Consider the following 25,808-nt stretch of genomic DNA (forward strand, 5'->3'; position numbering starts at 1 on the left):
AGTCAGAAGCGCTCGGGGCGAATGAGGGCGTAGGTGAGATAGACAGTCAGAAACACCGTCACCGCACCGCCTAGGATATAATCGAGCGTCATGATGTTTCTCCGTTCAGAGCCGGTCGCAGGCGCTGGTATAGGCAAAGCAAAGTGCGAAGAATGCTACCGCGATGCCGAGCAGGATGATGTCCATCATCGATCTTGGCTCCTATTGTTGTTCTTTGGAGTCAGACAAGACGAGAGGCACCGTTTCGAAAAACGACACCTTTCATGCTTTCTGGCGTGCAGATGATCTTGTCGATCTCTCGGGCGTCAATATGCGGCCGAACCGCATAAAGGTTCGAGACGGGGCGAAGAGCGCCAATATAAAAATCTTATAAATGCCCTGGGGTGACCTTTGCCTTCCACGGCATCCCTGACGAAGGGTTCAGCGCGAGTGGAACCAGCATTTTATTGTGATTGTGATGAAAATGATGTCGCAGGCGGCGGCTGACCGCCGGGTGGCGGCGGTCAGCCGGCGGCTGTTGGAACGCGTCTCGCTCTCAAGCAAAGGCATAGGAGCCGTCTGGCCGTTTCGGGACGCGCCGTTGCCAATGAACGTAACCTTCCTCAGTCATTGCCCCTTCGTCCATCTCCACGCCCCAGCCCGGCCGATCGGGCCGCAGTTCCAGATAGCCGTCCTTCGGCAGATAGGGATCGACGACATATCGCGTCTCGCCCTGCCGCCTTTCTATGTCGTTGCCGCCATAGACATAGGCCTGGCCCTTCGGCAATCGGTATTCGAGAATGCGGAAGTTCTGGGCGGCAGCCGAAAAGTGAACGTTGACCGCGGTCGCCAGCGGGCCCATGGGGTTGTGGGGTGCCACGCCGACGAAGAAAGCCTCGGCGAGAAACGCAATCCGCCGCATTTCGCTGATGCCGCCAATCACGCAGATGTCGGGTTGTATCAGATCGGCGCCCTTCACCTGCAGCAGGCGCAGGAATTCATTTCGATTGTAAAGCGATTCCCCGGTTGCGAGCACACAGTTGAGCCCCTGCTTGAGGTCACCCCAGGCTTCGATGTTTTCCGGACGAAGCGGTTCCTCGTAAAACAGCGGATCATAAGGTGCCAGCGCATTGCCGAGCTGGCGGGCTGCAATCGGCTCGAAGATCTTGGCGTGCGCATCAAACGCGATCTCATAGTCGTCGCGCACGGTTTCCCGCAGTGTGCGAAAATAGTCCGCCGAGGCTTTGACGACGTTGCCCCAGCGATGGGCGTGCATGTCGATGCGCCACGGGCTGAGCTTGAAAGCGGTAAAACCCCATTCAGCGTTCAGACGGTCGAACTCGTCGCGGGCCGCCGGCGCATCCGGTGCCGTATAGACGCCCGCATAGACCTTGATGCGATCGCGCACTTCGCCACCCAGAAGCTTGTAGACGGGAACGTTTGCGGCTTTGGCGGCAAGGTCCCACAGGCAGTGATCGAGGGCGGAGATTGCAGCCAGCCCCAGTGCGCCTGGCGGAAATCTGCTTTGCTGGATGAGCAGATTCACGAGATAGTCGACACGTGTCGGATCCTGGCCGGACAGGAAGGCGTAGAGATAATCCAAGAGCGGCGGAAGCGCCTTGTCCGGACCATGGTTATAGCATTCGCCCCATCCTGTCAGGCCGTCATCCGTGTCGAGGGCGACGATGACGCGGGGACGGTCCTTGTCGCGGGTCATGAAAGCCCGCATGCGGTCGATCTTCATCTTGTTGTCCTTCTACCGATTGAAATAGGCGCGGCGCGACAGACGTGTCTGCACATACAGATGCTCGTTGTAGGTTCCGGGATTGTACGAGCCGGCATCCTCCGGCACGGGTATCGAGACGTTGCCGCCACTTGGGAAGCGAGCCACGAACGTCTCATCGATGTCGCAGCCGAGCCCCGGCGCATCAGGAACTGCAATCAATCCGTCGACCTGCTCGGGATGAGGCACGATCGTCTGCCGGCGGCCATCCCAGTCGTCATCGATGCGCTCGAGGATGAGGGCGTTGGGGATCGCAGCAAGCACGTGCAGGGCCGCATATTCGGCGACCGGGCCAAGCGAGCCGGAATGTGGTGCCACCTGGATATGGTGCGCCTCGGCCATTGCCGCAATCTTCTTCATCTGCGTAATGCCGCCAGCCCGGCCGGTATCCGGCTGGATCACGTCGACCAGTTCTTCTTCGATAAGTTCCCGTTCGCCGAAGATGGTCGCCGAACGCTCGCCGGCCGCCAAAGGCACGTGCGCCGCATCGCGAATACGCCGATAGCCATCGGTGTTGTCAGGGGCAATCGGATCTTCGACCCAGAAGAGTTCGTAAGGCTCCAATGCCCGCACCAGCCGGCAGGCATCTGCAGGCGTCAGCCATGGCGGTCCGTGCAGATCGATCGCAATGTCGATATCGTTGCCGACCGCCTCGCGCAAAGCAGCGACCTTGCGGACCGGATCGGCCACCCCGCCACACTTGATCGCCTTGATACCGCGCTCCTTGGCTGCAAGCGCCCGCTCGGGGGTGTTTGCATGGGAGTAGATCGGGATCCGGTCGCGCACCTTGCCGCCGAGCAGCATCCAGACCGGCACGCCGAGGGCTTTTCCCTTAATGTCCCAAAGTGCCATGTCGATGCCGGTCATGGCGCCGCCGCCAACTGTTCCCAGCATGCCGTGGCCCATCATGGCGATATGCATCTTCTGCCAGAGCCGTTCGATATTGGCGGGGTCCTCGCCGATAAGGAGTGGTGCGAGATCGTGTATTGCCGTCTCGATGACCCGCGGCCAGCCCGAGCATTCACCGATGCCGGTGATGCCCTCGTCGGTATCGAGCTTCAAGAACAGCCAGTTTCTGGTGCCCGGAAGCATTTTGGACGCGTCGTCTCGCGAGCGCGTGTCCAAGGCCCGTTTCGAGGGGTCAGGTTGGCCCGCATGCATGAGAAAGGTTCTAATTCCGGTGATCTTCATCGCACAGAACTCCCGTTCTTCAAATTGCCTGGTTCGACGTAGCGGAAACGCCGCGAGTGATCGCGATCGCGCGGGTCGGGGCGCGGAATGGCGGAGATGAGGGCTTGCGTGTAGGCGTGCTCGGGCGTGTTGCAGACCTTGTCCGCATCCCCGACCTCGACAAGCCGGCCCTTGTACATCACGCCGACACGGTCGCACATGTAGCGAATGACGCCGATGTCGTGGCTGATGAAGATGTAGGCAAGGCCGAGTTCATCCTGCAGCCGCATCAAAAGGTCGAGCACCTGGGAGCGGACGGATACGTCGAGCGCCGAGGTCGCTTCGTCTGCAACGATGACGCGCGGGTTGAGCGTGATGGCGCGGGCAATTCCGATGCGCTGACGCTGGCCCCCCGAAAAGGCATGCGGATAGCGTTCGCGGCTCGCAGGATCGAGACCTACCTGTTCCATCAGGTGGCAGACGCGCTCGTCGAGCGCCCGCCCGCTCGCGACGCCGTTGACAAGCAGCGGCTCGCCGATGATTTGAGAGACAGTCATGCGGGGATTGAGAGAGCCGAAAGGATCCTGGAACACCATGCGCAGTTCGCGTCGGGCCATGGCAAGCATCTGTCCTTTCGCCGTCGCCAGATCGATCATGCCACCATCGGCACGGCGATAGACGATCTCGCCCGCCGTCGGATCAATGAGGCGCATGATCGAGCGGCCCATCGTTGTCTTTCCTGAGCCGCTTTCGCCGACAATGCCGAGCGTCTCGCGTGGCAGGAGCGAAATGGAAATGTCGTCGAGCGCTTTGACCTCGCCGAAATCCACTGAGACGTTGCGGAGTTCGAGGATGGGCGCTACCGTCTTGTCGAGCGGCGTCCTCGCCAGCCTGATTTCGGCCTTGGCCTCCAGCTTCAGAACGGAGCCGATCAGCATTCGGGTGTAGCTGTCTTTCGGCGCATGAAAGATCTGCTCGACCGGCGCATATTCCTTCGCAACGCCGTTGTGCATGACAAGCACGTCGTCGGCGATTTGCGCCACGACGCCCATGTCGTGCGTTATGAAGAGCACCGCCATGCCATAGGCCTTCTGCAGCCGGGCGATCAGGTCAAGGATTTCGGCTTGCGTGGTCACGTCCAGAGCCGTGGTCGGCTCGTCGGCGATGAGCAGTTGAGGCTTGCATGCGAGTGCCATTGCGATCATGGCGCGCTGGCGCATGCCACCCGAATATTGGAAGGTATAGCGATCGACCGCTTTTTCCGGGGAGGGAATTTCCACCTGCTGCAGGAGGGAAATCGCTTCGGCGCGTGCTTGCGCCTTGCTCATTCTGGTGTGAAGACGGAGGGCTTCGATGATCTGGTCGCCCACCGTGTGCACCGGCGACAGTGACGACATAGGTTCCTGGAAGATCATCGCGATATCGCGACCACGTATGGCGCGGATTTGGCGCCCGCGCGGGCTGAGACTGACGAGATCAACGGGACGGCCGTCTTTGCCGTTCAGCACGATAGAGCCTGCGGCGATGCGGCCGGGCGCGTCTACAATCTGCAGAATGGAACGCGCCGTCACCGACTTGCCGGAACCGCTCTCGCCGACGACGCAGAGGGTTTTTCCCGGATCGATCGAAAAGGAAAGATCGTCAACTGCGCGAAAGACGCCGTTGCGCAAGGCAAAGTCGACGGTCAGGTTGTTCACCTGCAGGAGCGGTCTGCCGCCGGTGATGGGAACCATGTCAGTCATGCCGGCCTCATTTGTTATAGGGGTCGGCCGCATCACGCAGGCCGTCGCCGAGAAGGTTGAGCGCCATGACGGCGACGACGACGGCCGCCCCCGGCATGAAGAGCCACGGCGCCGTAGCGATTGAACGTATGTTTTGAGCCTCGCGCAAAAGCACACCCCAGGAAATGGTCGGCGGCTGCAGGCCAAGGCCCAGGAAGGAGAGGGAGGTTTCCGCAAGGATCATCGCCGGCACGGCAAGCGTGATCGACGCTATGATGTGGCTTGCGAAACTCGGCAGCATGTGACGAAAGATGATGCGCCTTTCGCGAACACCATCGAGCCTTGCGGCGGCTACAAATTCCTCGGTGCGCAAGGACAAAAAGCGACCGCGCACGACACGGGCAAGCTGCGCCCAGCCGGTCAGCGACAGAATGATGGTAATCATCATGTACTGAAGCGTTGCTGGCCAGCCCTGCGGCAGGGCCGCCGCCATCGCAAGCCAGATCGGGATCGTCGGCAGGGACAGGACGAAATCGATCAGCCGCTGCGTGAAGAAATCGATGCGGCCGCCGTAATATCCGGAAATGCCGCCGAGGACGATGCCGAGCATCAGCGAGAAAAAGACGCCGACAAGGCCGATCGACAGCGAGATCTGAGACCCTTGAACCGTCCGGCTGAAGACGTCGCGCCCGAGCCTGTCCGCTCCGAACAGAAGAAGGGGCGAGGTCTTCTCGGATGAAGCGAGCAGATGGATGTTGGTGCTGAAAAGGCCGAGCACGGAATATTCATAGCCGCGCCCGAACAGCCGGACGTCGACACGCTTCGTCCTATCCTCCTTATAGATCGCGGCAAGCGTTTGCGGATCGCGGGTAAGCTTCAGCGGATAGTAGTGAAGGCCAATGGAAATCCCATCGCCGGTATCGATGAGGTGCAGTCTCTGCGGTGGATGGAAGGTCGCCCGAGCGTTCTGCAGGTTCGGATCGTTGATGGCGAAGAAGCCCGGAATGACGGCAACGATGTACATCAAGAGGGTGACGACGAGGGCTACCATGGCAAGCCGGTGCCGACGAAAAGCCCACCAGATGAGCTGCCATTGCGAGGCGACAGCGGCGCGATCCGGCGCAAGATTTGTGACTGCAATGTCGGCCATGAGGTCTCCCTATTCCAAGCGGATGCGGGGATCGACTAGCGCAAGCAGGATGTCGCTGATCAATGAGCCGATCAGCGTGAGCGCGCAGATCAGCAGCACGAAGGCGCCAGCCAGGTACATGTCCTGTGCCATCAGCGCCTGCAGCAACAAGGGCGCTGCCGTCGGCAGATTGAGGACGATGGCCACGACGACGGAGCCGGAAATCAGGTTTGGAAGGAGCCAGGCAATCGTCGAGATGAACGGGTTGAGCGCGATTCTTAAGGGGTATTTCACGAGCAGTCTGAACTCGGAAAGACCTTTTGCCCGTGCCGTGGTGACATAAGGCTTCGGCAGTTCATCGAGCATGTTCGCGCGCATCACGCGGATCAGGCTCGCGGTAGAAGACACGGCCAGAATTATGACGGGAAGCCATATATGCGAAAGAAGGTCGAGGACCTTGGCGATGCTCCAGGGCGCAGTCTCGAACTCGGATGAAAAGAGGCCTCCGACATCCTGGCCGAACTCGACAGCCGCGATATACATGAGCACCAGCGCCAGCAAGAACGACGGAATAGCCAGTCCGAGGAAGGTGAAGGCGGTGAAGAAATAGTCGCCGATCGAATATTTGCGCACGGCAGAAAAGACGCCGATCGGCAATGCGATCCCCCAGGTGGCGATGAGTGTTGAAAGAGCGAGCACCAGCGTCAGCGCCATGCGCTCCCAAATGAGGCCAGAGACCGGTTGCTGCCATTCAAAGGAGATGCCGAAGTCGCCGCGGGAAAGGATGCCCCATATCCATTTAAAATACTGCACGAGCATCGGGTCATCGAGGCCGAAGCGCTCACGCAGTTGCGCCGCGGTATTCTGATCGATGACTTCGTTCGATGCCGCAAGCGTCGCTATATATGTCGTGACGTAATCTCCCGGCGGCAGCTGGATAAGCGCAAAGGCAAGGAAGCTGACGGCGAAAAGGGATGGGACCATCCATAGAAGGCGTTTAGCGATGAAGACCAGCATGAGACGTCTCTTGCATTAAACACCGCTCCCGAGCTGCGGGCAGCGCGCTTGAAAGGAGAGCCGCCCCGCAAAGGGACGGCGCTGGAGCGGCAAAATCAGCTCGTGAAGCTAAATTGCTGGGGCAGTGCAGGGCCTGGATTTGGCCAGGACCAGCTGTCGGGCTGCTTTTCTGGAACGTTGTGCAGGTTGTTGCGGGTGATGCCGAAACCGCCGACGGCAAGGCAGAGACCCACTGTCTCGAATTCGTCAGCCGCAATGTCGAAGATCTGCGTCATGATTGCGCCGCGCTTGGAGAGATCGGCGGTGGAACGGGCGTCGTCGAAAAGCTTCATGCGTTTCTTCTGACTTTCCGGCGGTTCTTCGCCGCGTGCGCCGTTCGACGTATACCAGAGCGACCACGGAATGGCGTAGCGCGAACCTTGCGGGTGGAAGGCGAAGAAGTCGCGCGGGTCAAGCATCGGATCAAGACCGCCGGGACCCGGCCAGACTGCTGCATCATGCGCGTTGTCGTCGCCGCGTGTGTAGTAGAGGGCGCGCTCGATCGTGTTGACCTTCATCTCGATGCCAATCTGCGCCCAATGCGCCTTGACCAGCTCCAGGGCGTCAACGAGATCGGGATAGAGCGTGGGAATGACGTCGACTGCGAAAAACACCTTTTGGCCGTCGGGCCGGAGGCGCAACCCGCTCCCATCCATCTTGTAACCGGCCTGATCCAGCATCGCGCCGGCCTTATCAGGATCATATTCGCTAAACTGCCGCGCGAGCTTTTCATGGTACCAAGGGTGTTCCGGGCGGGGGCCGGCCTGATAGGCTTCGCTCTGGCCGAAATAGACGATGTCGATCAATTCCTGCCGGTTGATTGCAAGCGAAAGCGCCTGCCTGAACGCCTTGTCGGCAAACATCTTGCGCAGGGCAGGATCCTTGTGAGTCATATTGAAATAGATCTGGCACTGCTGGGAGGCGGAAGGCACCAGCGACAGCAGCCGATAGCCGCCTTTTTCCATGTTCTGGGAGAGTGTCGGCTTGTTTGAAAGAACGCTGATATGGCGCTCCTGGATGTCGATCTTTCCCGAGATGACATTCAGCATCAGCGACTCCACGTCCTGCGAGATGCTGAAATTGATCTCGTCGATATAGGGAAGCTGGTTGCCCTGGGTGTCGACCTGCCAGAAATAGGGGTTCCGGGTCATGACGACGCGCGTCGCGCCACCGCTGTAAGGCTCCTTCACAATCCATGGATCGAGCGTCGGCTTGTCGGGGTTGCCCCACCGCGACGGGATCTCGATATCGCCGCAACGTGCGCGGAAGAGATCGGTCCAGCTTCCCACGCCTGCCTTTTTCACCTCTTCGGCGATATTGGGATTGTACTTCGGCAGGAATTGGCTGCAGTAGTGCTTCGGAAAGAGTGTCGGATGCTGGCCAAGCGGTGTCGCGAGGTTTTCCAGATAGAGCGCGTTTGCCGCTGCAAAGGTGAACTTCACCGTAAAATCATCGATCTTCTCGACCTTGACGGCCTTGCCGGCAACAGACAGCTGCGCAGGTGTCGAGCTGTAGAGCTCGCTGTTCTTGACGCAATCCTCAATGGCGAAGACGATGTCGTCGGCAGTAAAAGGATGACCGTCGGACCAGCGCACCCCTTCGATCAGGTGGAAGGTGAATTGCGAGGCGTCGTCGTTGATCTCCCAACGTTCAGCGAGGTTGGGCATAACTTGCGTAAATTCCAGGTTCCAGCGCACGAGGCTTTGGTTGCCGACCATGCGCAGGATGCCGTTATGGTCGGACGAGCCCCTGAGACCGCGGCGGAGCGTTCCGCCATAGGTGCCGGCCTTTTCGAAAGGTGTCACGACCATCGGCTTCTTTGGTAGCCGTTCGGCAAGCGGCGGCAGCTTTCCGTCCCTGGCAAGCTGTGCCCATGCGGGCGCCTCGCCGCCTGCCGCAATGACGCGTCCAGCAATGGACAGAGCTGCCACACCGGCCATGCCCCCGAGCACGGCGCGCCTGGTCACGCCGCGAGACAATATTTCATCGCGCATCGAAGTTCCTCCCCTTTTTGTGCCGGAACGACGCTGGTGTGAACCGGCGCGACGAGCTCCCAACTCGGCGCAAGACGCCCTTCTCAGCGGCCATGAGCCGACCATAGACAGGTTCTCAAATAATTACAAGAGTTGACAGATAATAACAGATTTAGTAGCCCTTCAACATGGAAAGTGGTTGTAGTCACCGCAAAAGACGGTCGCGGGGGAGTGCGAAGACGTGGATCTGCCGGGTGCTGCGCGCGAAAAACTGAAGCCTGTGCCGGCAGCGGCGCTGACGGTAGTGCTGTTGAAGCGCGGCTTGCTAAACGTCGTCATTCGCGGCGTTGAAAAGATCAATGCGCAGGCGCCGCGCCCGGTCGGTCGTGCTGTGGCCGTCTGCCCGGGTGATGCCATGGTCGGCGACAACGATGTGGTTGCCATTCCCGCGGCAATGTCGCAGGAGGTCGCGAACGTGGCCCTCGTGCAAACGGCCCTCGAAGATTTCGAAGATCGGATGCGGGCCGGGCAGAGCATATCCGGCCCTTACGCTCCCGGTGATGGGGCCTCTGCGGAATTTGCTGCCTGGCGGCAGAAAGAAGGACGATGATGAAACTGTCGCCCGTTGCCGATCCCAACAGGGGCGCAACACGTTTCAGCGACATCATCTACGAGAAGATCGTGGGGATGATCGCGGACGGAAACTTTCCGGTGAATGAACGGCTGCCGCCGGAATCGAAGCTTGCCGTCATGTTTGGCGCATCGAGGCCGGTCGTGCGTGAAGCGCTCGAGCGTTTAAGGGTCGACGGACTGGTCGTCTCGCGCAAGGGGTCGGGCTCCTATGTGCGGCAGCGGCCGGACTCGTCCATGCTGAAAATGGTCCCGGTCGGCTCGCTTGCCGACGTGCAGCGTTTCTTCGAGTTCCGCGCCGGCCTGGAGGCCGAGGCTGCCGAACTTGCCGCACGCAACTGGCAACCAGCCGACAAGGAGCGGATAACGGCTGCCCTTTCTGCGATTGAACAATGTCTGAGGGACGGCAAGCTCGGCGCCGAGGAGGATCAGGCGCTTCACGATGCGATTGCCATGGCGACTGGGAACCAGTTCCACATCACGGTACGCGAATGGTTCAGGCCGCATTTCGCAATCGGACATTCCGTGACGCGAAGCTTGAGCCTCAAACGGACGCCCGAACAGATACGCAGCGTCCAGGATGAACACGCGGTCATCGTGGCGGCGATCTTTGCGCGAAACGAAGCCGAGGCCCACGACGCTATGAAGAGACACATATTGAATGCGCGCGCCCGCATGTTCCAGGGCGTTTGAGCGACAATGGGAGGAAGGGAGATGAAACGGCTGGCCCTCACAGGCGCTGCCGGGCGCGTAGGCACATTGCTGAGGCCGCTTCTTCGGCCGCATGCCGAGCACCTGCGTCTGATCGACATCGACGAGCCTGCAGCGTTGGGCAAGAACGAAAGCTTCGTGAGAGCCGATCTTGCAAAACGCGATGAGGCAAATGCTGCCCTGCAAGAGGTTGACGGCGTAGTTCATCTGGCCGGAATAGCAAGCGGCGTCGACATGCGCGCTATTTTGGATGCGAATGTCCTCGGCACTTACAATCTCTATGAAGCGGCGCGGATCAACAAGGTTGAACGGGTGGTTTACGCCTCAAGCAACCATGTGACCGGTTTTTATCCGCGCGGCCAGCTCGTCTCGCCGCTGGATCCGATGCGTCCGGACAGCCCCTACGGGCTTTCCAAGTGCTGGGGCGAACTGGTGGCAGGGTTATATTACGACACCTGCGGCATTCGCACTCTTTCCATCCGCATCGGCAACGCGGGCACCTATCCGGCTAGCGAGCGGTCCGTGGCAATCTGGATCAGTGCACGTGACCTGGCGCAACTGGTCGGAATCGGCCTTACCCACCCCCTCATCGCCGCAACCGTCGTCTATGGCGTTTCCGACGCCGAGGAGAGTTGGTGGAACAACGAGTTGGCAACCAGACTTGGCTACCAGCCGCAAGACCGGCCTCGTGATCATGCTCGCATCGAAGAGCCGTCCGAAGGGCCGGTCGCCCTTGCGTTCCAGGGCGGAGCGTTCTGCGAGTCCAATCACGACGGCAACATCCGCATGCGCAATGCCGAGGGTTTGGCCAAGAGTCCGGAGACGGTTCCATGACGGCGGCGCGGATCGTCCGTCCGCAAGTCCGTCCGGTGCTGCAGCAGCCGCTGGGAGTGGGTGAATCGCCGGTATGGGACGAAAAGAGCGGTACGCTCTGGCTTGTCGACATACAAGCGCCAGCCGTCATCCGGATCTCGCCGCAAGGAAAGGTCGATCGATTTGACATGCCGTCCGCGATCGGCAGCCTTGGGCTTTGCCGCGACCGGCGTTTAGTGGTCGCACTTCGAACGGGCCTGCATCTTTTCGATCCCGTTTCCGGAGACTTCGAGCTTTTGTGCGATCCGGTGGGGCGCGTCAACTGTCGTCTCAACGATGGGAAGGTCGGCCCCGACGGCCATTTCTGGGTGGGGTCCATGAGCGAGGCCAAGCCGCAGACCAATGACGCTGCGCTCTACCGCCTGGGGCCGGACGGCAGCGCACGGACCGTCGCGACAGGGCTGACCAGCTCCAACGGGCTTGCGTGGTCACCAGACGGCCGGCGCATGTATCACTCCGACAGCCGCCAATGTTTCCTGCAGGCTTTTGATTTCGATCCGGAAAAAGGCGAGCTCGCAAACGCCAGCCGGCTTCGTGTCTTTTCGGAGGAGGAAGGCCGGCCCGATGGCGGTGCAACCGACCGGGACGGCTACTATTGGAGTGCGGGCGTTTCCGCGGGCCGGCTTAACCGGATTTCTCCCGCCGGTGAAATCCTCGAGATCTACATTCTGCCGATCGCCGCGCCGACGATGCCCTGTTTTGGCGGTCCTGACATGCGGACGCTCTTCGTCACGAGCCTGTCGACCAACCGCAGCGGACATTTCGAAGCGGGCACGGTCGTTGCTTTCGACGTGGACGCCGAGGGCTTGCCGCCCTTCCGCTTCGGTAATTGATGGAAAGGGGAAGAAGATGGGCATTGCAACCATGCGTCAGGCGCTGATGGGCGTGTCGGGTGTACCGGTCACGGCCTATGACGAAAATGGCGAAGTCGAACCGCAAATTACCGCAATGGTCTACCGGAGGGTGGCAGCCGCTGGCATCCACAATATTGTTGCTGCGGGAAACACCGGCGAATTCTATGCTCTGACGCCGCAAGAGATCCGCCGCGTCCATGAAGCGGCGGTTTCCGGCGTTGAGAACACGGCGCCGGTGACTGCGGCGATCGGCAGGTCGCTGCGCGAAGCAATCGGGATGGCGAAGGATGCCGCCAAGATCGGCGCATCTGCGGTGATGTCGCACCAGCCCGTCGATCCCTTTGCTGCACCGTCGGCTCAGATCGACTATTTCTGCAATCTTGCGGACGCTTCGCCTTTGCCGCTGGTTGCCTATGTGCGGGCGGATGGCTTCAATGTCGATGACATGGTCCGTCTTGCCGGTCACGGCAACATTTCCGGCATTAAGTTCGCGACGCCGGATCTGATGCTGCTTTCGAGGGCCATTGCGGCGTCGGATCCGGCGGGGGCGCTGTTCGTCTGCGGTCTTGCGGAGAGCTGGGCGCTGTCGTTCACTGCCGCTGGCGCACGTGGCTTCACATCCGGCCTTGTCAATGTTGCCCCGCAATTGTCGCTCGCCGTCCACGATGCGCTCTCCAAGGGCGATTTCGCTGCCGCACGCGCCATCATCAACCGCCTCGAACCGTTCGAACGCATGCGCACGAAATTCCGCAATGGTGCGAATGTGACGGTCGTGAAGGAGGCTGTGACGCATTCCGGCCTCGACGTCGGACCCGTGCGCGTGCCGGGTCTGCCACTCCTCGATCAAACGGATCGCGAAGAATTGTTTCGCTTGCTCCAAGGTTGGGAGGCTGCAGGCGACATCCACGGGCATGGAGATCTGCGGCCTTCTCGCTAAGGCGGCGGGCTGAGTTCGACACTAATTCAGGCAGGCAAGAGGCGCTGAACCACTGCGCCACGAGATTGGGAGGTCTTGAGATGCTGAAGAACTTACTGACGACGATTGCACTGGCCGGTGCTTTGGTCACGGCACAGCCGTCTTTTGCGGCGTCACCGCCGAACATGCTGGTGATCGGTACCAATCTCACCGGTATTCGTACGCTCGATCCGGCGCAGAACAATGCCCGCACGGTCTCCGAGCTGATCTCCAACCTTTATGACAACCTCGTCCAGTTGTCGCCGGATGATCTTAAGACGCTGAAGCCGATGCTTGCGACAAAATGGACTGTCTCGGAAGACGGCAGGCTCATTACGCTAACCTTGCGTGACGACGCGGTCTTCCAAAGCGGCAATGCGGTCACGGCCGAAGACGCCGCATGGTCCATCCAGCGCGTCATCAAGATGGGGCAAGTCGGCTCCACCGATGTCGCGCTTTGGGGTTTCACGCCCGAAAACGTGGACAAGCTCGTCCGGGCCAAAGACGGGCACACGCTGGAGATCGAACTGCCACACGCCGTCAATACCGATCTTGTGCTTTATTCTCTCGCTGGCTCTTCGATCGGCATCATCGACAAGAAGACGGCATTGTCGCATGAGGCGAACGGCGATCTCGCCGGCGCGTGGCTGTCGGCCAACTCGGCAGGAAGTGGACCGTTCACCCTCGCGCAATGGCGGCCAAACGACGTGGCGATCTTTAACGCGCAGAAGAACTATTGGGCTGGCCCGCCGGCCATGGCACGGGTCGTCGCACGCCACATTCCGGAATCCGGCAATCTCCGGCTCCAGCTCGAAGCCGGCGACGTCGATGTGGGGCAATACCTCGCAAGCGGCGACCTTGATGCCCTGGCCAATAACAAAGAGATGGTGATCGATAGCGTTCCGGGCCTCGGCTTCTACTATATCGCTCTCAATCAAAAGGATCCGGACCTGCAGAAGCCCAAGGTCCGCGAAGCGTTTCAGCATGCTTTCGACTGGAAGGCGATTTCCGGCAATATAATGCGTTATACCGGCTTTCCATGGCAGTCGATGATCCCTCGCGGCATGATTGGAGCACCAGAGGACGCGACGTCCCGCCACGATTATGATCCCGCCAGGGCCAAGCAATTGCTGGCCGAGGCCGGATACCCGAATGGCTTGAAGAAAGTGCTCAATCCGTCGGGAGCGGCGACCTTGCCCTTCGCCGAAGCGCTGCAGGCGAGCGCCCGTGCCGCCGGTCTTGATCTTAATCTCGTGCCGGGCGAATTTACGCCCGCATTTCGCGAACGGAAATATGAAATCCTGCTCGGCAATTCGGGTGCCCGGCTGCCGGATCCTTTCGCGGTTGCCACGCAGTACGCCTATAATCCCGACAACAGCGACGAGGCGCGTCTCGGCAGCTATTATCTCTGGCGAGCCGGGATGAAGGTGGACGAGCTCAATACTCTCGTCGATCAGTCGATGAAAGAACCTGATACGGGCAAGCGCACGGAAATCTTCCAGAAGATGGACGGCATCTACAGCGGCATGGACGCCCCGCTCGTCATCTTCTTCCAGCGCACGGACCCCTATGTCATGCGTGCCAATGTCAAAGGCTATCATGGGCATACAACCTGGTCGACGCGCTGGCATGGCGTGACGAAGGAGTAAGGGGCCGTGGCGAGCGCCGATCTGACATCGAAACCGGATGCGGACCGCAATCTGGATGAGGACGGCTTGGCACATGCGCCGTCCCATCCGCTTGTGATGCTCCTGCGACGTTTGGCAGGGCGCGTCGTGGCGGTGGTGACCACACTGCTTGGCCTGCTCTTCCTCACCTTTTCGATGGGACGTCTGCTTCCTGCCGACCCGGTGCTTGCCATCACCGGAGCGGAGGTCAGCAAGGAGGTCTACGATCGCGTCTACAACGAGCTGGGACTGGGACGCCCGATCTGGGTGCAATTCCTAAACTACGTGCAGAAGGTTGCAACGGGCGACCTCGGCACATCGGCAACGACCGGTCAGCCGATCCTCACCGATCTGCTGACCATCTTCCCCGCAACCATTGAGCTTGCCGTCATCGCCATGATTGTCGGCGCTCTTGTCGGCGTTCCGCTCGGTATCACCGCTGCTGTCAGGCGCGGCACGATCATTGATCACATCGCACGCATCATCGCGCTTGCCGGCCACTCCATTCCGATCTTTTGGACCGGGCTGATGGCGCTTTTCATCTTCTATGCGAAGTTGAAGCTCGTCGGCGCATCTGGCCGGGTTGATGTATTTTACGAGGGGCTCGTCACGCCGGTGACCGGCTTTCTCCTGATCGATTCGGCAATCGAGAGACAGTGGGACGTATTTCGAAGCGCGCTCGGACACATCATCCTGCCGGGAACGATCCTTGGCTACTATTCCGTGGCCTATATCAGCCGCATGTCACGCAGCTTCATGCTGGAGCAGCTCAGCCAGGAATACATTATAACGGCGAGAGCGAAGGGGCTTGGACTGCGGAAGGTCGTCTGGCGTCATGCCTTCAGAAATATTCGCGTGCAACTTCTGACCATTATGGCGCTCACCTTCGGGGGCCTCCTTGAAGGGGCAGTGCTCATCGAGACCGTTTTCGGCTGGCCGGGACTCGGCCAGTATCTCACCCGCGGACTTCAGATGAACGACATGAACGTCGTGATGGGCGCTGTGCTGACAATCGGCGCCGTCTTCCTAACCATCAACATCCTTTCGGATGTCCTTTATCGCATTCTTGATCCGAGAACACGGTGACGCCGATGACACTGTCCGCCGAACATGCAGATCACGCAAGCAGCCTTCGCAGATGGCTACTTGCGCCCGAGCCACAGGGCTGGTTTCAGTCCTCAGCGCAGCAATTCCATCAGGGCTGGCTGAAGTTCCGCCTTCATCCCCTCGGTCTGGCGGGGCTCGGAATCATCGGCCTGCTCATCCTGGTCGCGCTCGCTGCGCCATTGCTGACGCGTTACGATCCGATCGTCCAGGATATGGCAGGGCGGCTCGCACCGCCTTCGGCAGAACATTGGCTCGGCACCGACAATTTTGGCCGCGATGTCCTTTCAAGGGTGATCTACGGTGCGCGCACGACGCTTTACATCATCATGCTGGTTTCCGTCATCGTCGCTCCGCTGGGTCTTTTGATCGGCACCTGTTCGGGTTATTTCGGTGGTATCGTCGATGAAGTCCTGATGCGCATCACCGACATCTTCCTTTCCTTTCCAGGCCTGGTGCTTGCGTTGGGATTTGCGGCGGCACTCGGTCCCGGCATCACCAACGCGATCATCGCAATTTCGTTGACGGCATGGCCACCAATCGCCCGGCTTGCGCGCGCCGAGACGCTCAGTCTGCGCAAGGCCGATTTCATCGCCGCCGTGCGTCTGCAAGGGGCGACGCCAATGGCGATCATCACCCGCCACATCCTGCCGATGTGCATTCCCTCGGTGATCGTTCGCGTGACCCTGAATATGGCCGGCATCATCATCACGGCGGCAGGCCTCGGGTTTCTCGGTCTTGGCGCGCAGCCGCCTTGGCCGGAATGGGGAGCAATGGCCGCGACCGGACGTGAATTCATGCTCGACAGTCCATGGGTCATTGCAGCGCCCGGCATTGCCATCGCGCTGGTCAGCCTTGCGTTCAATCTTGTCGGCGATGCCCTTCGCGACGTTCTTGACCCGAGAGGTTCGGAATGACGTCTTCCCTCATCGATATCCGCAATCTCGAGATTGCCTTCGGCGGCGGAACCGTGCGCGCCGTGCGCGGCGTCAGCTTCTCGCTCGGACACGAAAAGCTAGGCATCGTCGGCGAATCCGGGTCGGGCAAGTCGACCGTCGGGCGCGCCGTCATGAAGTTGCTGCCGCCGACGGCAATCGTCCGCGCCGAGCGGATGACGTTTCGCGACGTGGATCTGCTCAAGGCCGACGAGCGTATGATGATGACAATAAGGGGACGGCGCATTGGACTGATCCTGCAGGATCCGAAATATTCGCTGAACCCTGTCATGCGGATCAGCGAGCAGATCGCCGAAACCTTTCGCTTTCACTATCCGAAGTCGACTGCAAAACAGGCTGACCGGAAAATGATCGAGATGCTTGAAGCGGTCCAGATCCGTGATGCCGAAAGGGTGGCCCGGCTCTATCCCCACGAAATTTCAGGCGGCATGGGTCAGAGGGTCATGATAGCGATGATGCTGATTGTAGAACCCGAGGTTCTGATTGCCGACGAGCCGACGTCTGCCCTCGATGTGACGGTGCGGCTCGAAATCCTGGCATTGCTTGATGAACTCGTCGCCCGCCGCAACCTCGGGCTGATCTTCATCAGTCACGACCTGAACCTCGTCCGGAATTTCTGCGACCGCGTGCTCATCATGTATGCCGGGCGGGTCGTCGAGGTTCTCAAGGCTTCTGATCTTGAGAATGCAAGGCATCCCTATACGCAGGGCCTGCTGGCATCCTTGCCGTCGATCGAAAATCCGCCCGCCCGACTGCCGGTATTGAAGCGTGATCCGGCCTGGTTCGATGACATCACTTTGGAGACACCGCATTGATCGAAATTGACAATCTCACGATTCGTTTCGGTTCCGGGAGGCCGGTCGTCAGGAACGTCAGCCTTCGCATCAAGAGGGGCACGGCATTCGGTCTGGTTGGTGAATCCGGCTGCGGAAAGTCCACGGTCCTGCGGGCAATATCCGGTCTCAACCCGAATTACGAAGGCGGGATCAAGCTGGATGGAGACACGTTGGATCGGCAGCGCGACCGGCAGTTCTTCCGCCGCGTGCAGATGGTTTTTCAGGACCCTTACGGCTCACTTCATCCCCGCAAGACAATCCGCTCGCAGCTTAAGGAGCCGCTCCGCAACCAGGGCCTTGCCACCAACTCGGTGGACGTAGATGCCCTGCTGCTGGCGGTTGGCCTCGATCCGTCGCTCACCTACCGCTTCCCGCATCAACTCTCCGGAGGGCAGCGTCAGCGCGTGGCCATCGCCCGAGCCCTCGTGCTTAATCCGACCGTGCTGTTGCTCGACGAGCCGACGTCGGCGCTCGACGTATCGGTTCAAGCGGAAATTCTCAATTTGCTGGAAGATCTGCGCAAGGAGCGCGGTCTGACCTATCTGCTCGTCAGCCACGATCTGGCCGTCGTGTCCCACATGTGCGGTCGCGTCGCCATCATGGAGGCAGGGGAGATCGTCGAAGAGGTGGATATCGAACGGCTGCGAAAAGGAGCCGTCGAACATGGCTATTCTCGGCACCTGCTGGATGCGAGCAGACACTACGGAAGGACGCATTGACTGAGTAGCGAAAAACAGATCGCTCCGGATTAGCTTCTCAGCCATGCGGTCAATGACGCGTATTAACCGCCATTTCCAAGCATTCATTGAAACTTTTGAACGTCATTAACAACTAATCACCCAGTCAGAAACGCGCGATATTTTCAATCATCTGCTGCCCGGCCGCGTATCGGGCGATCCCCAGGCTGAAGGCGGCAAGCGTGCTGTTTTATTCCGGCGAAGACCGGATGGCGGAGGTCGGCGCGCTGATGGCCAGGCTCGGCTTCTTCGGGATTCGAACTCGGCCCGCTTGCCATCGGCGGCAAGCTTGCGCAGTTCGGTTGACTGAGCAATTCATCACATTGCGAGCAAAAGCCTCGCAATTCTGTTGAACTGCGGGCCTGGGGGGTCGTATAGTCGGTTAAACGACGTCCGGGTGAATCGGACGAACTATCAGGGAAGGAAACCGAGATATGGCCAAAGTCCGTGCGCTGGTACTGGAGCGTCAGCATGAGCTTGCCCTTCGCGATATCGATCTATCGCTGGAAACCGGGCCGGGACAGGTGAAGATCAAGATCCACACAGTCGGCGTCTGCGGCTCGGACGTGCATTATTACACGCACGGCAGGATTGGGCCCTTTGTGGTCAGTGAGCCGATGGTGCTTGGGCACGAAGCGGCCGGTACAGTGGTCGAAGTCGGTGAAGGCGTGGCACATCTGAAAGCCGGCGACCGCGTCTGCATGGAACCCGGCATTCCCGATCCGAACTCCAAGGCAAGCCGGCTTGGCATGTACAATGTCGATCCTGCCGTCACCTTCTGGGCGACGCCTCCGGTTCACGGCGTGCTGACACCGGAAGTGGTTCATCCCGCCAACTATACCTATAAGCTGCCGGACAATGTAAGCTTTGCGGAAGGCGCGATGGTTGAACCATTTGCGGTCGGCATGCAGGCCGCGGCCAAAGCAAAAATCGCACCCGGCGACACGGCCGTCGTCCTCGGCGCCGGCCCGATCGGCACGATGGTGGCGATTGCCGCGCTTGCTGGAGGCTGTGCCCGGGCGATTGTTGCCGATCTCGCCCAGCCGAAGCTCGACATCGCCGCGCAGTATCAGGGCGTCATTCCGGTCAACATCCGCGAGAATAATCTCACCGAAGAGGTGAGCCGGCTGACCGCCGGCTGGGGCGCAGACGTGATCTTCGAGTGCTCCGGGTCGCCAAAGGCCTGGGAAACGATCATGGATCTGGCGCGTCCCGGAGGGGTCATCGTTGCCGTCGGCCTGCCGGTGAATCCTGTCGGCTTCGACGTTTCGACGGCTTCGACCAAGGAAATCCGCATCGAAACGGTCTTCCGCTACGCGCACCAGTACGAGCGCTCGATCGCACTCCTCGGCTCCGGCCGCGTCGACCTCAAGCCGCTGATTTCGGGGGTTTTCCAGTTCGAGGATTCGATCAAGGCTTTCGATCGTGCCGTCGAAGCGCGGCCGACGGATGTCAAGCTGCAGATCGTGATGGAATAAGGCAGAGAAGGAAATATTTCAAACCGCCTTCAAATCTCCCAGCACCGTCGGGATCAGTTCCGAGACGGTCGGATGGATCGGCACCGACCATTGCAGGGCAGGGTAGGTCGTTCCGGCATTCATGGCATCGATGATGCCGTGGATTGCCTCGTCGCCTTCGATGCCAAGGATTGCGGCACCGAGAATTCGCTTGGTTTCGGCCTCAGCGACGATCTTCATGAAACCCATGGTCTCACCTCGTTCGCTGGCACGACCGACTCGGCTCATCGGGCGGGACGAGACCATGATCTTTTTGCCGGAAGCGCGCGCTTCCTTCTCCGTCATGCCGACGCGGCCGAGCGGCGGATCGATATAAAGTGCATAGGCGGGAATGCGGCTGCTCACCTTGCGATCGCCACCATCAATCAGGTTAGCCGCCGCGATCTCGAAATCATTATAGGACGTATGCGTAAAGGCTCCGCGGCCGTTGCAGTCGCCGAGCGCGAAGATGCCCTCGACATTGGTCATCAGCCTGTCGTCCACCGTGATGTAGCCGCGCTTGTCCGTCAGAACGCCGGCGGCATCGAGGCCGAGATCGTCGGTGTTCGGCCTGCGGCCGGTTGCAATCAGCACATGGCTTGCCTCGACCGCCGGCTTGCCGGAGCCGGTGCTGACGGCAACAGCATCGCCATTCTTTACGAATGCGATACGATCTGCCTGAGTGTGAACCGCAATACCTTCCGCGCCGAGAATCTCCGCGATTGCGTCGGAGATATCCTCGTCTTCGCGGGAGGCAAGTTTCGGCCCGCGTTCGATGATGGTGACTTCGGCGCCGAAGCGACGGTACATCTGCGCGAATTCGAGACCGATATAGCTGCCGCCGATGACGGCGAGGTGGCGTGGCAGCGTTTCGAGGTGGATGATCGACGTGCTTGTGAGATAGTCGATGTCCTCGATACCGGGAAAATCCGGAATGACCGGGCGGGCACCGACATTCAGAAAGATTTGCGGCGCCGACAGCATCTCGCCGTTGACGATGACTGTCTTCGGACCGGTAAATCTGGCCTGTCCGTAGATCACGTCCATTGTTTCCATGCTGTCAAGCCAGCTGATCAGGCCGTTGCGGGCGTTCATGGTAACGGTTTCGGCGCGCTTGCGCACGATCATCATGTCGATCTCGATGTTACCAGTGATCTTCACGCCGTAGTCGCCGCCGCGGCGCGCGACATGGGCGGCCCGGGCACTGGCGACCAGCGTCTTCGTCGGCATGCAGCCGGCATTGACGCAAGTACCGCCGAGATATTTTCGCTCGATCAGCGCTACGTTCATGCCCTTCTCGGACATGCGGGCGGCGAGGAAGGGGCCGGACTGACCGGCCCCGATAAAGATCGCGTCGTAACTTTTCATGGCACGGCCACCACAATCAACAGCGCGCCGCCGATGGCGACGGCATCTTCGATAAGTGCCGCCGGCAAATCCTTGCCGAAAGCCTTCGCAAGCTTGCCGCGGATAAAGGCGCCGCCGAGCGTTCCGACAACGGCACCGACGATGCCCGCGATAAGCCCGGCTGTCAGGGAACCACCCGAAGCGCCGATCGTGGCGCCTGCCAATGCGCCCATGATGATACGGGCGCCGAACTGCATCGGCACCTTGCGACTTGGCGTTGTCGGCAATTGGTCGGTGATCATTTCGACGGCGGCAAGCACCGAGAAAATCCACGGCGTCCATCGGTAGCCCATAAAGGCGAGAGACGTTTGAGAAACGTTGAACCCGCCAAGTGCGGCGCCCCAGGCAACGGCGGCGGGCGCAGTCATGGCCCTGAGGCCGGCAATAATTCCGATCAAAAATGCAAGGAATAGAAGCATATGAGAAACCCCTTCCCCTATTGGCGCTGTATCGGCGACGGCAGCGTTGCACAATCTCCAAACGGTTGCAATTCACGCCCCATGGCCCATTTGCGAAATGCGGAGAGGAGCTTGGAATGGATAAGGATCTTGCATTTCCGATCGCGATCGGCATCGCCTTAGGGGTAGGGCTCGGTGCCACCTACGGCAACGTTGCGCTCGGCATCGTGGTAGGTGTTCTTGTTTCGGTTGCCTATACGCTCTGGCGCCGCCGGGCGGGACGCTAGTTCGCGAAGGCCTGAATTCCCGTGATGGCGCGGCCGAGGATGAGGGCGTGGATGTCATGCGTACCCTCGTAGGTATTGACGACCTCAAGATTGACGAGGTGGCGGGCGACGCCGAACTCGTCGGAGATGCCATTGCCGCCGAGCATATCGCGGGCAGTGCGCGCAATGTCGAGTGCCTTGCCGCAGGAGTTGCGTTTGAGGATTGAAGTGAGTTCCACCGGCGGATGGCCCTCTTCCTTCATGCGGCCGAGCCTCAGGCAACCCTGCAGGCCGAGCGTGATCTCGGTCGCCATATCGGCAAGCTTTTTCTGGATCAATTGATTGGCGGCAAGCGGCCGGTTGAACTGCTTGCGATCGAGGGTGTATTGTCGGGCCGTCGCATAGCAGGCTTCGGCCGCACCGAGCGCGCCCCAGGCAATGCCGAAACGGGCGGAATTCAGGCAGGTGAACGGACCCTTCAGACCGGTCACATCGGGCAGCATGTTTTCCTCCGGCACGAAAACGCTGTCGATCACGATCTCACCGGTGATCGAGGCGCGCAGACCCACTTTGCCGTGTATGACTGGCGTCGAAAGGCCCTTCCAGCCCTTTTCCAGAATAAACCCGCGGATCACGCCGTCCTCCGTCTTGGCCCAGACAATGAAGACATCGGCGATCGGCGCATTGGTGATCCAGGTCTTGGATCCGGTGAGGCTATAGCCGCCATCGGCTCTTTTGGCGCGCGTCGCCATCGAGCCCGGATCGGAGCCGTGGTTCGGTTCGGTGAGCCCAAAGCAGCCGATCCATTCGCCGGTTGCAAGTTTGGGCAGATATTTCTGTTTCTGCGCATCCGAGCCGAAGGCCTCGATCGGCACCATGACGAGGGACGATTGCACGCTCATCATTGAGCGGTAGCCGCTATCGACGCGCTCGACTTCGCGGGCAATCAGGCCGTAGGCGACATAACCCAAGCCTGCTCCGCCGTATTCCGGCGCGATCGTCGGACCGAGCAGGCCGAGTTCGCCCATTTCGCGGAAGATCGTCGGATCGGTCTTTTCACTGCGGAAGGCATCGAGCACCCGGGGAGCGAGCTTTTCCTGCGCATAGGCTTGTGCCGTGTCCTGCACCATGCGCTCCTCGTCGGTCAGCTGTTCTACCAGCCGGAAGGGATCGGCCCAGTCGAAGGTTTCGCGGGTATGATGCATGACGGCGTCTCCTCACCTTTTTTCAGGCAAGCCTGATCAAGCCCGCCATAAACCCGGGCAGCTTCGGCGTCAATTGGAAGGAATATACGGATGCGCCCTTTTCAAACAGACTTCAATGCTCCAACTTGCCGCCCGATGGGAATCGAAGTGAGGAGGCGAACATGACATCGAGCGCTCTTTTCGTGCATGCCGAAGGCGCTGACTGGATCAGTCCGGAGCCGGGCGTCACGCGCCGGATCATGGTCTACCTGCCCGAGATGATGATGGTTGAAGTCGCCTTCGAAAAAGATGCAATCGGTGCTGCGCATTCGCACCCGCACATCCAGGCGAGCTATATTGCCGAAGGCAGCTTTGCGGTCACCATCGACGGGAAGACCGAAGTGCTGAAAAAAGGCGGCAGCTTCATCGTGCCGCCGGACCTCGTTCACGGCGTCAAGGCATTGGAGAAGGGACGGCTGATCGACACCTTCACACCGCACCGCGCGGAATTCCTGAAATAGTCATCCGGGCTTTTGTCCGGAATGGATTGCGGCTGCAAATGGCGGGATGAAACGTGCGTCTTCGCCTTTCACGGCCTCGCGCAGAAAGTCGATGACGGCGCGCACGCGTGGCGCTTGTCTCATATCCTGATGACAAGTAACCCAGTAGTTGCGGCAGAGGTCCACCTCATCCGGCAGGACGCGCACAAGCTCCGGATAAAGGCTTGCGAAGAAGTAGGGGAGCACGCAAAGCCCCAGGCCGTTTCGCGTCGCCGTCAGTTGCGCAAAGATGCTGGAACTTTGGAACTGCGGCTTGATGCGCGGATGCACGTCGCCGAGATAATCAAGCCCCGGCGCGAAGATCATCTCCTCGATATAGCTGATGAAGGGATGGTTCAGCAGGTCGTCGCGGCAGTTGACCGGCGGGCTCTTGGCAAGATAATCCCGCGAGCCGTAAACCTGCAGATGGTAGTCGGTCAGCTTCTCGGAAAAATACGGTCCGCCCTTCGGTTCGTCCAAGACGACGGTAATGTCCGCCTCCTTGCGCGACAGTGACATAATCTGCTGGATCGTCACAAGCTCAAGCGACAGATGCGGATGGTGTGCTGCGAATTTCGGCAGCACGCTCGCAAAGAAGAAATTCGCAAAACCCTCCGGCGCACTCAACCGCACGACGCCGCGCTGCGTCATCGACCCTGCGGCAAGGTCGGCTCGCAGGCGTTCGGTCTCCTGTTCCATTTTTTCGGCGGTGTCTACGAAACGCGTGCCCATCGCCGTCAGCACATAGCCACGTGCGTTGCGCTCGAAGAGCTTGACCTTCAGGGCAAATTCAAGCCGGTCGATGCGCCGCGAGACAGTGGCATGGCTGCTGCGCAGCTGCCTTGCAGCCGTCGATAGCTGGCCGGTGCGCGCCACGGCTAGAAAAAACTGAAGATCGTCCCAAGTAAATTGCGGAGGATTGCTCATGCAGCGTCGCGCGTCCATCTACGTCTTTGGTCTAATCGCCGATCGCTGCCCAAGAATGGAAAGCGCCCTAAGTGTCGGTTTCAACTTTCTGTTCAAAAACGAACAGATACTGTTTGTAATTAACTTCAAACCACCGGTTGCTTCAAGGCAGATTTTCCTTGATCGTAGGCGAAGCGTCGGCTGGTTTGAGGAGAGCGGCTGGCCAATTTTGAACAGACGCGCGATCTGACCATCTCTGGGAGGAGAGACATATGCGAAAGAATTTCATTGCGTCCGTGGCATTCCTGCTTGCCAGCGGCACCGCCGTACTCGCCGATGGTGCTTCCGACGGCAAGGTGAAGATCGGCATCCTGAACGACCAATCCGGCGTCTATGCCGATTTTGGTGGTAAATCGTCCGTTGAAGCCGCCCAGATGGCGGTCGAAGATTTCGGAGGCAAAGTGCTCGACGCTCCAATCGAGATCGTCGACGCCGACCATCAGAACAAGCCGGACATCGCATCGAACATTGCCCGGCAGTGGTACGACACCGAGCAGGTCGACGCTATCATGGAACTGACGACCTCGTCGGTTGCGCTTGCTGTCCAGGCAATTGGCAAAGAGAAGAAGAAGATCGACATCGTCACGGGTGCGGCAACGACGGATCTGACGGGCAAGGCCTGTTCGCCCTACGGCTTCCACTGGGCCTATGACACGCATGCCCTTGCTGTCGGCACCGGTGGCGCACTTGTGAAGCAGGGTGGCGACAGCTGGTTCTTCCTGACGGCCGACTACGCCTTTGGCTATTCGCTTGAACAGCAGACGAGTGATTTCGTAAAGGCCAATGGGGGCAATGTCATCGGCTCCGTCCGGCATCCGCTCGCCAGCCAGGATTTTTCGTCTTTCCTGCTGCAGGCCCAGTCTTCCGGCGCCAAGGTCGTCGGTCTTGCCAATGCAGGCCTCGACACGGCAAACGCCATCAAGCAGGCGGCCGAGTTTGGCATCACGCAGGGTGGCCAGCGTCTTGCGGCGCTGCTCTTCACGCTCGCTGACGTCCATGGCCTCGGTCTCGAAGCCGCTCAAGGCTTGACGCTCACCGAAGGTTATTACTGGAACCGTGACGACGAGAGCCGCGCTTTCGGAAAGAAATTCTTCGATCGCACCGGCAAGATGCCGAACATGATCCACGCCGGGACCTATTCCGCCGTGCTTCAGTACCTGAAGGCAATCCAGAAGGCCGGAACGGACGAAACGGAAGCCGTTGCGAAGCAACTGCATGAAATGCCGGTGGACGACGTTTTTGGCCGCGGTGGAACCGTCGGCCCGAATGGCCGCATGATCCATGACATGTATCTCTTGCAGGTAAAAAAGCCGGACGAGAGCAAGGAGGCCTGGGACTACTTCAACGTTCTCGCCACCATCCCCGGCAAGGACGCCTATATCGATCCCGCCAAGAGCGGCTGCGATCTGGTGAAATAA

At 59.9% G+C, this 25,808-nt stretch carries 26 protein-coding genes and 1 pseudogene; 16 read left to right on the forward strand and 11 right to left on the reverse strand.

Annotation, left to right across the window (positions count from 1 at the left end; translation table 11 throughout):
- Positions 1-2: 2 nt before the first annotated feature.
- From QA644_RS25870 to QA644_RS25900, 7 genes are all read right to left on the reverse strand, one after another.
- Entirely contained in the window at positions 3-92 is a 90-nt protein-coding gene (locus tag QA644_RS25870) for a K(+)-transporting ATPase subunit F (RefSeq protein WP_022717970.1), read from the reverse strand.
- 443 nt (positions 93-535) lie between these two features.
- The gene (locus QA644_RS25875) at positions 536-1,723 is read right to left on the reverse strand and encodes a galactarate dehydratase (RefSeq protein ID WP_283073828.1); all 1,188 of its coding nucleotides are present in this window, start codon (positions 1,721-1,723) and stop codon (positions 536-538) included.
- 12 nt (positions 1,724-1,735) lie between these two features.
- Positions 1,736-2,953: a mandelate racemase/muconate lactonizing enzyme family protein gene (locus QA644_RS25880; RefSeq protein WP_194731299.1), complete on the reverse strand. Its 1,218-nt coding sequence runs from the start codon at positions 2,951-2,953 to the stop codon at positions 1,736-1,738.
- The gene (locus QA644_RS25885) at positions 2,950-4,674 is read right to left on the reverse strand and encodes an ABC transporter ATP-binding protein (RefSeq protein WP_283073829.1); all 1,725 of its coding nucleotides are present in this window, start codon (positions 4,672-4,674) and stop codon (positions 2,950-2,952) included. Before QA644_RS25885 ends, QA644_RS25880 begins: the two co-directional genes overlap by 4 nt.
- Before the next feature lie 7 nt (positions 4,675-4,681).
- Positions 4,682-5,803, reverse strand: coding sequence for an ABC transporter permease (locus tag QA644_RS25890; protein WP_194731297.1), 1,122 nt, complete (start codon positions 5,801-5,803; stop codon positions 4,682-4,684).
- Between the two features lie 9 nt (positions 5,804-5,812).
- Positions 5,813-6,799: an ABC transporter permease gene (locus QA644_RS25895; protein WP_074071711.1), complete on the reverse strand. Its 987-nt coding sequence runs from the start codon at positions 6,797-6,799 to the stop codon at positions 5,813-5,815.
- 95 nt (positions 6,800-6,894) lie between these two features.
- Positions 6,895-8,832, reverse strand: coding sequence for an ABC transporter substrate-binding protein (locus QA644_RS25900; RefSeq protein WP_283073830.1), 1,938 nt, complete (start codon positions 8,830-8,832; stop codon positions 6,895-6,897).
- Between the two features lie 220 nt (positions 8,833-9,052).
- On the opposite strand from QA644_RS25900, the gene QA644_RS25905 reads away from it, so the two are divergent.
- The 12 genes and pseudogenes from QA644_RS25905 (at position 9,053) to QA644_RS25960 (ending at position 19,612) form a co-directional block, all read left to right on the forward strand.
- The gene (locus QA644_RS25905; RefSeq protein WP_283073831.1) at positions 9,053-9,421 is read left to right on the forward strand and encodes a hypothetical protein; all 369 of its coding nucleotides are present in this window, start codon (positions 9,053-9,055) and stop codon (positions 9,419-9,421) included.
- Positions 9,421-10,134, forward strand: coding sequence for a FadR/GntR family transcriptional regulator (locus QA644_RS25910; protein WP_074073052.1), 714 nt, complete (start codon positions 9,421-9,423; stop codon positions 10,132-10,134). Before QA644_RS25905 ends, QA644_RS25910 begins: the two co-directional genes overlap by 1 nt.
- A gap of 21 nt (positions 10,135-10,155) precedes the next feature.
- Complete coding sequence (locus tag QA644_RS25915; RefSeq protein ID WP_283073832.1) at positions 10,156-10,986, forward strand: NAD(P)-dependent oxidoreductase; 831 nt, start codon at positions 10,156-10,158, stop codon at positions 10,984-10,986.
- Complete coding sequence (locus QA644_RS25920; RefSeq protein WP_283073833.1) at positions 10,983-11,858, forward strand: SMP-30/gluconolactonase/LRE family protein; 876 nt, start codon at positions 10,983-10,985, stop codon at positions 11,856-11,858. The genes QA644_RS25915 and QA644_RS25920 overlap by 4 nt, the downstream gene beginning before the upstream one ends.
- A gap of 16 nt (positions 11,859-11,874) precedes the next feature.
- Positions 11,875-12,816 (forward strand): dihydrodipicolinate synthase family protein, encoded by a 942-nt coding sequence (locus tag QA644_RS25925; protein ID WP_283073834.1) that lies wholly within the window; start codon positions 11,875-11,877, stop codon positions 12,814-12,816.
- Positions 12,817-12,896: 80 nt separating this feature from the next.
- Entirely contained in the window at positions 12,897-14,483 is a 1,587-nt protein-coding gene (locus tag QA644_RS25930) for an ABC transporter substrate-binding protein (RefSeq protein WP_283073835.1), read from the forward strand.
- A 6-nt stretch (positions 14,484-14,489) separates the two neighbouring features.
- The gene (locus tag QA644_RS25935) at positions 14,490-15,587 is read left to right on the forward strand and encodes an ABC transporter permease (RefSeq protein ID WP_283073836.1); all 1,098 of its coding nucleotides are present in this window, start codon (positions 14,490-14,492) and stop codon (positions 15,585-15,587) included.
- Positions 15,588-15,592: 5 nt separating this feature from the next.
- On the forward strand, positions 15,593-16,522 hold the full coding sequence (locus tag QA644_RS25940; RefSeq protein ID WP_194731289.1) for an ABC transporter permease: 930 nt from the start codon (positions 15,593-15,595) through the stop codon (positions 16,520-16,522).
- Positions 16,519-17,376 carry an ABC transporter ATP-binding protein gene (locus QA644_RS25945; RefSeq protein ID WP_074071719.1) on the forward strand — a complete coding sequence of 286 codons (858 nt, stop codon included), beginning with the start codon at positions 16,519-16,521 and terminating at the stop codon, positions 17,374-17,376. The genes QA644_RS25940 and QA644_RS25945 overlap by 4 nt, the downstream gene beginning before the upstream one ends.
- Positions 17,373-18,116 (forward strand): ABC transporter ATP-binding protein, encoded by a 744-nt coding sequence (locus QA644_RS25950; protein WP_239600893.1) that lies wholly within the window; start codon positions 17,373-17,375, stop codon positions 18,114-18,116. The genes QA644_RS25945 and QA644_RS25950 overlap by 4 nt, the downstream gene beginning before the upstream one ends.
- A gap of 142 nt (positions 18,117-18,258) precedes the next feature.
- Positions 18,259-18,440: pseudogene (locus tag QA644_RS25955) on the forward strand (NADP oxidoreductase); the annotation flags it as partial.
- A gap of 128 nt (positions 18,441-18,568) precedes the next feature.
- Positions 18,569-19,612 (forward strand): NAD(P)-dependent alcohol dehydrogenase, encoded by a 1,044-nt coding sequence (locus QA644_RS25960; RefSeq protein ID WP_074071721.1) that lies wholly within the window; start codon positions 18,569-18,571, stop codon positions 19,610-19,612.
- Positions 19,613-19,630: 18 nt separating this feature from the next.
- Here the strand turns inward: QA644_RS25960 and QA644_RS25965 are convergent, their stop codons facing one another.
- Both QA644_RS25965 and QA644_RS25970 read right to left on the reverse strand, forming a co-directional pair.
- Entirely contained in the window at positions 19,631-20,998 is a 1,368-nt protein-coding gene (locus tag QA644_RS25965) for an FAD-containing oxidoreductase (protein ID WP_283073837.1), read from the reverse strand.
- Positions 20,995-21,456 carry a DUF4126 domain-containing protein gene (locus QA644_RS25970; protein ID WP_283073838.1) on the reverse strand — a complete coding sequence of 154 codons (462 nt, stop codon included), beginning with the start codon at positions 21,454-21,456 and terminating at the stop codon, positions 20,995-20,997. The genes QA644_RS25965 and QA644_RS25970 overlap by 4 nt, the downstream gene beginning before the upstream one ends.
- Before the next feature lie 116 nt (positions 21,457-21,572).
- Between QA644_RS25970 and QA644_RS25975 the strand changes: the two genes are divergently transcribed.
- Entirely contained in the window at positions 21,573-21,722 is a 150-nt protein-coding gene (locus QA644_RS25975) for a hypothetical protein (protein ID WP_194731282.1), read from the forward strand.
- Here the strand turns inward: QA644_RS25975 and QA644_RS25980 are convergent.
- Positions 21,719-22,906 carry an acyl-CoA dehydrogenase gene (locus QA644_RS25980; RefSeq protein ID WP_283073839.1) on the reverse strand — a complete coding sequence of 396 codons (1,188 nt, stop codon included), beginning with the start codon at positions 22,904-22,906 and terminating at the stop codon, positions 21,719-21,721. The genes QA644_RS25975 and QA644_RS25980 overlap by 4 nt on opposite strands.
- 161 nt (positions 22,907-23,067) lie before the next feature.
- Here QA644_RS25980 and QA644_RS25985 point away from each other — a divergent pair, with 161 nt between their 5' ends.
- A complete protein-coding gene (locus QA644_RS25985) occupies positions 23,068-23,406 on the forward strand; it encodes a cupin domain-containing protein (protein ID WP_283073840.1) in 339 nt (112 codons plus the stop codon).
- On the opposite strand, the gene QA644_RS25990 is transcribed toward QA644_RS25985, so the two are convergent.
- On the reverse strand, positions 23,407-24,351 hold the full coding sequence (locus QA644_RS25990; protein ID WP_283073841.1) for a LysR family transcriptional regulator: 945 nt from the start codon (positions 24,349-24,351) through the stop codon (positions 23,407-23,409).
- Here QA644_RS25990 and QA644_RS25995 point away from each other — a divergent pair.
- Positions 24,350-24,580, forward strand: a complete 231-nt coding sequence (locus tag QA644_RS25995) for a hypothetical protein (RefSeq protein WP_283073842.1) — start codon at positions 24,350-24,352, stop codon at positions 24,578-24,580. The genes QA644_RS25990 and QA644_RS25995 overlap by 2 nt on opposite strands.
- A 22-nt stretch (positions 24,581-24,602) precedes the next feature.
- On the forward strand, positions 24,603-25,808 hold the full coding sequence (locus tag QA644_RS26000) for an ABC transporter substrate-binding protein (protein WP_283073843.1): 1,206 nt from the start codon (positions 24,603-24,605) through the stop codon (positions 25,806-25,808).

This window comes from Rhizobium sp. CC1099 (genome assembly GCF_029714385.1).
GTDB lineage: Bacteria > Pseudomonadota > Alphaproteobacteria > Rhizobiales > Rhizobiaceae > Rhizobium.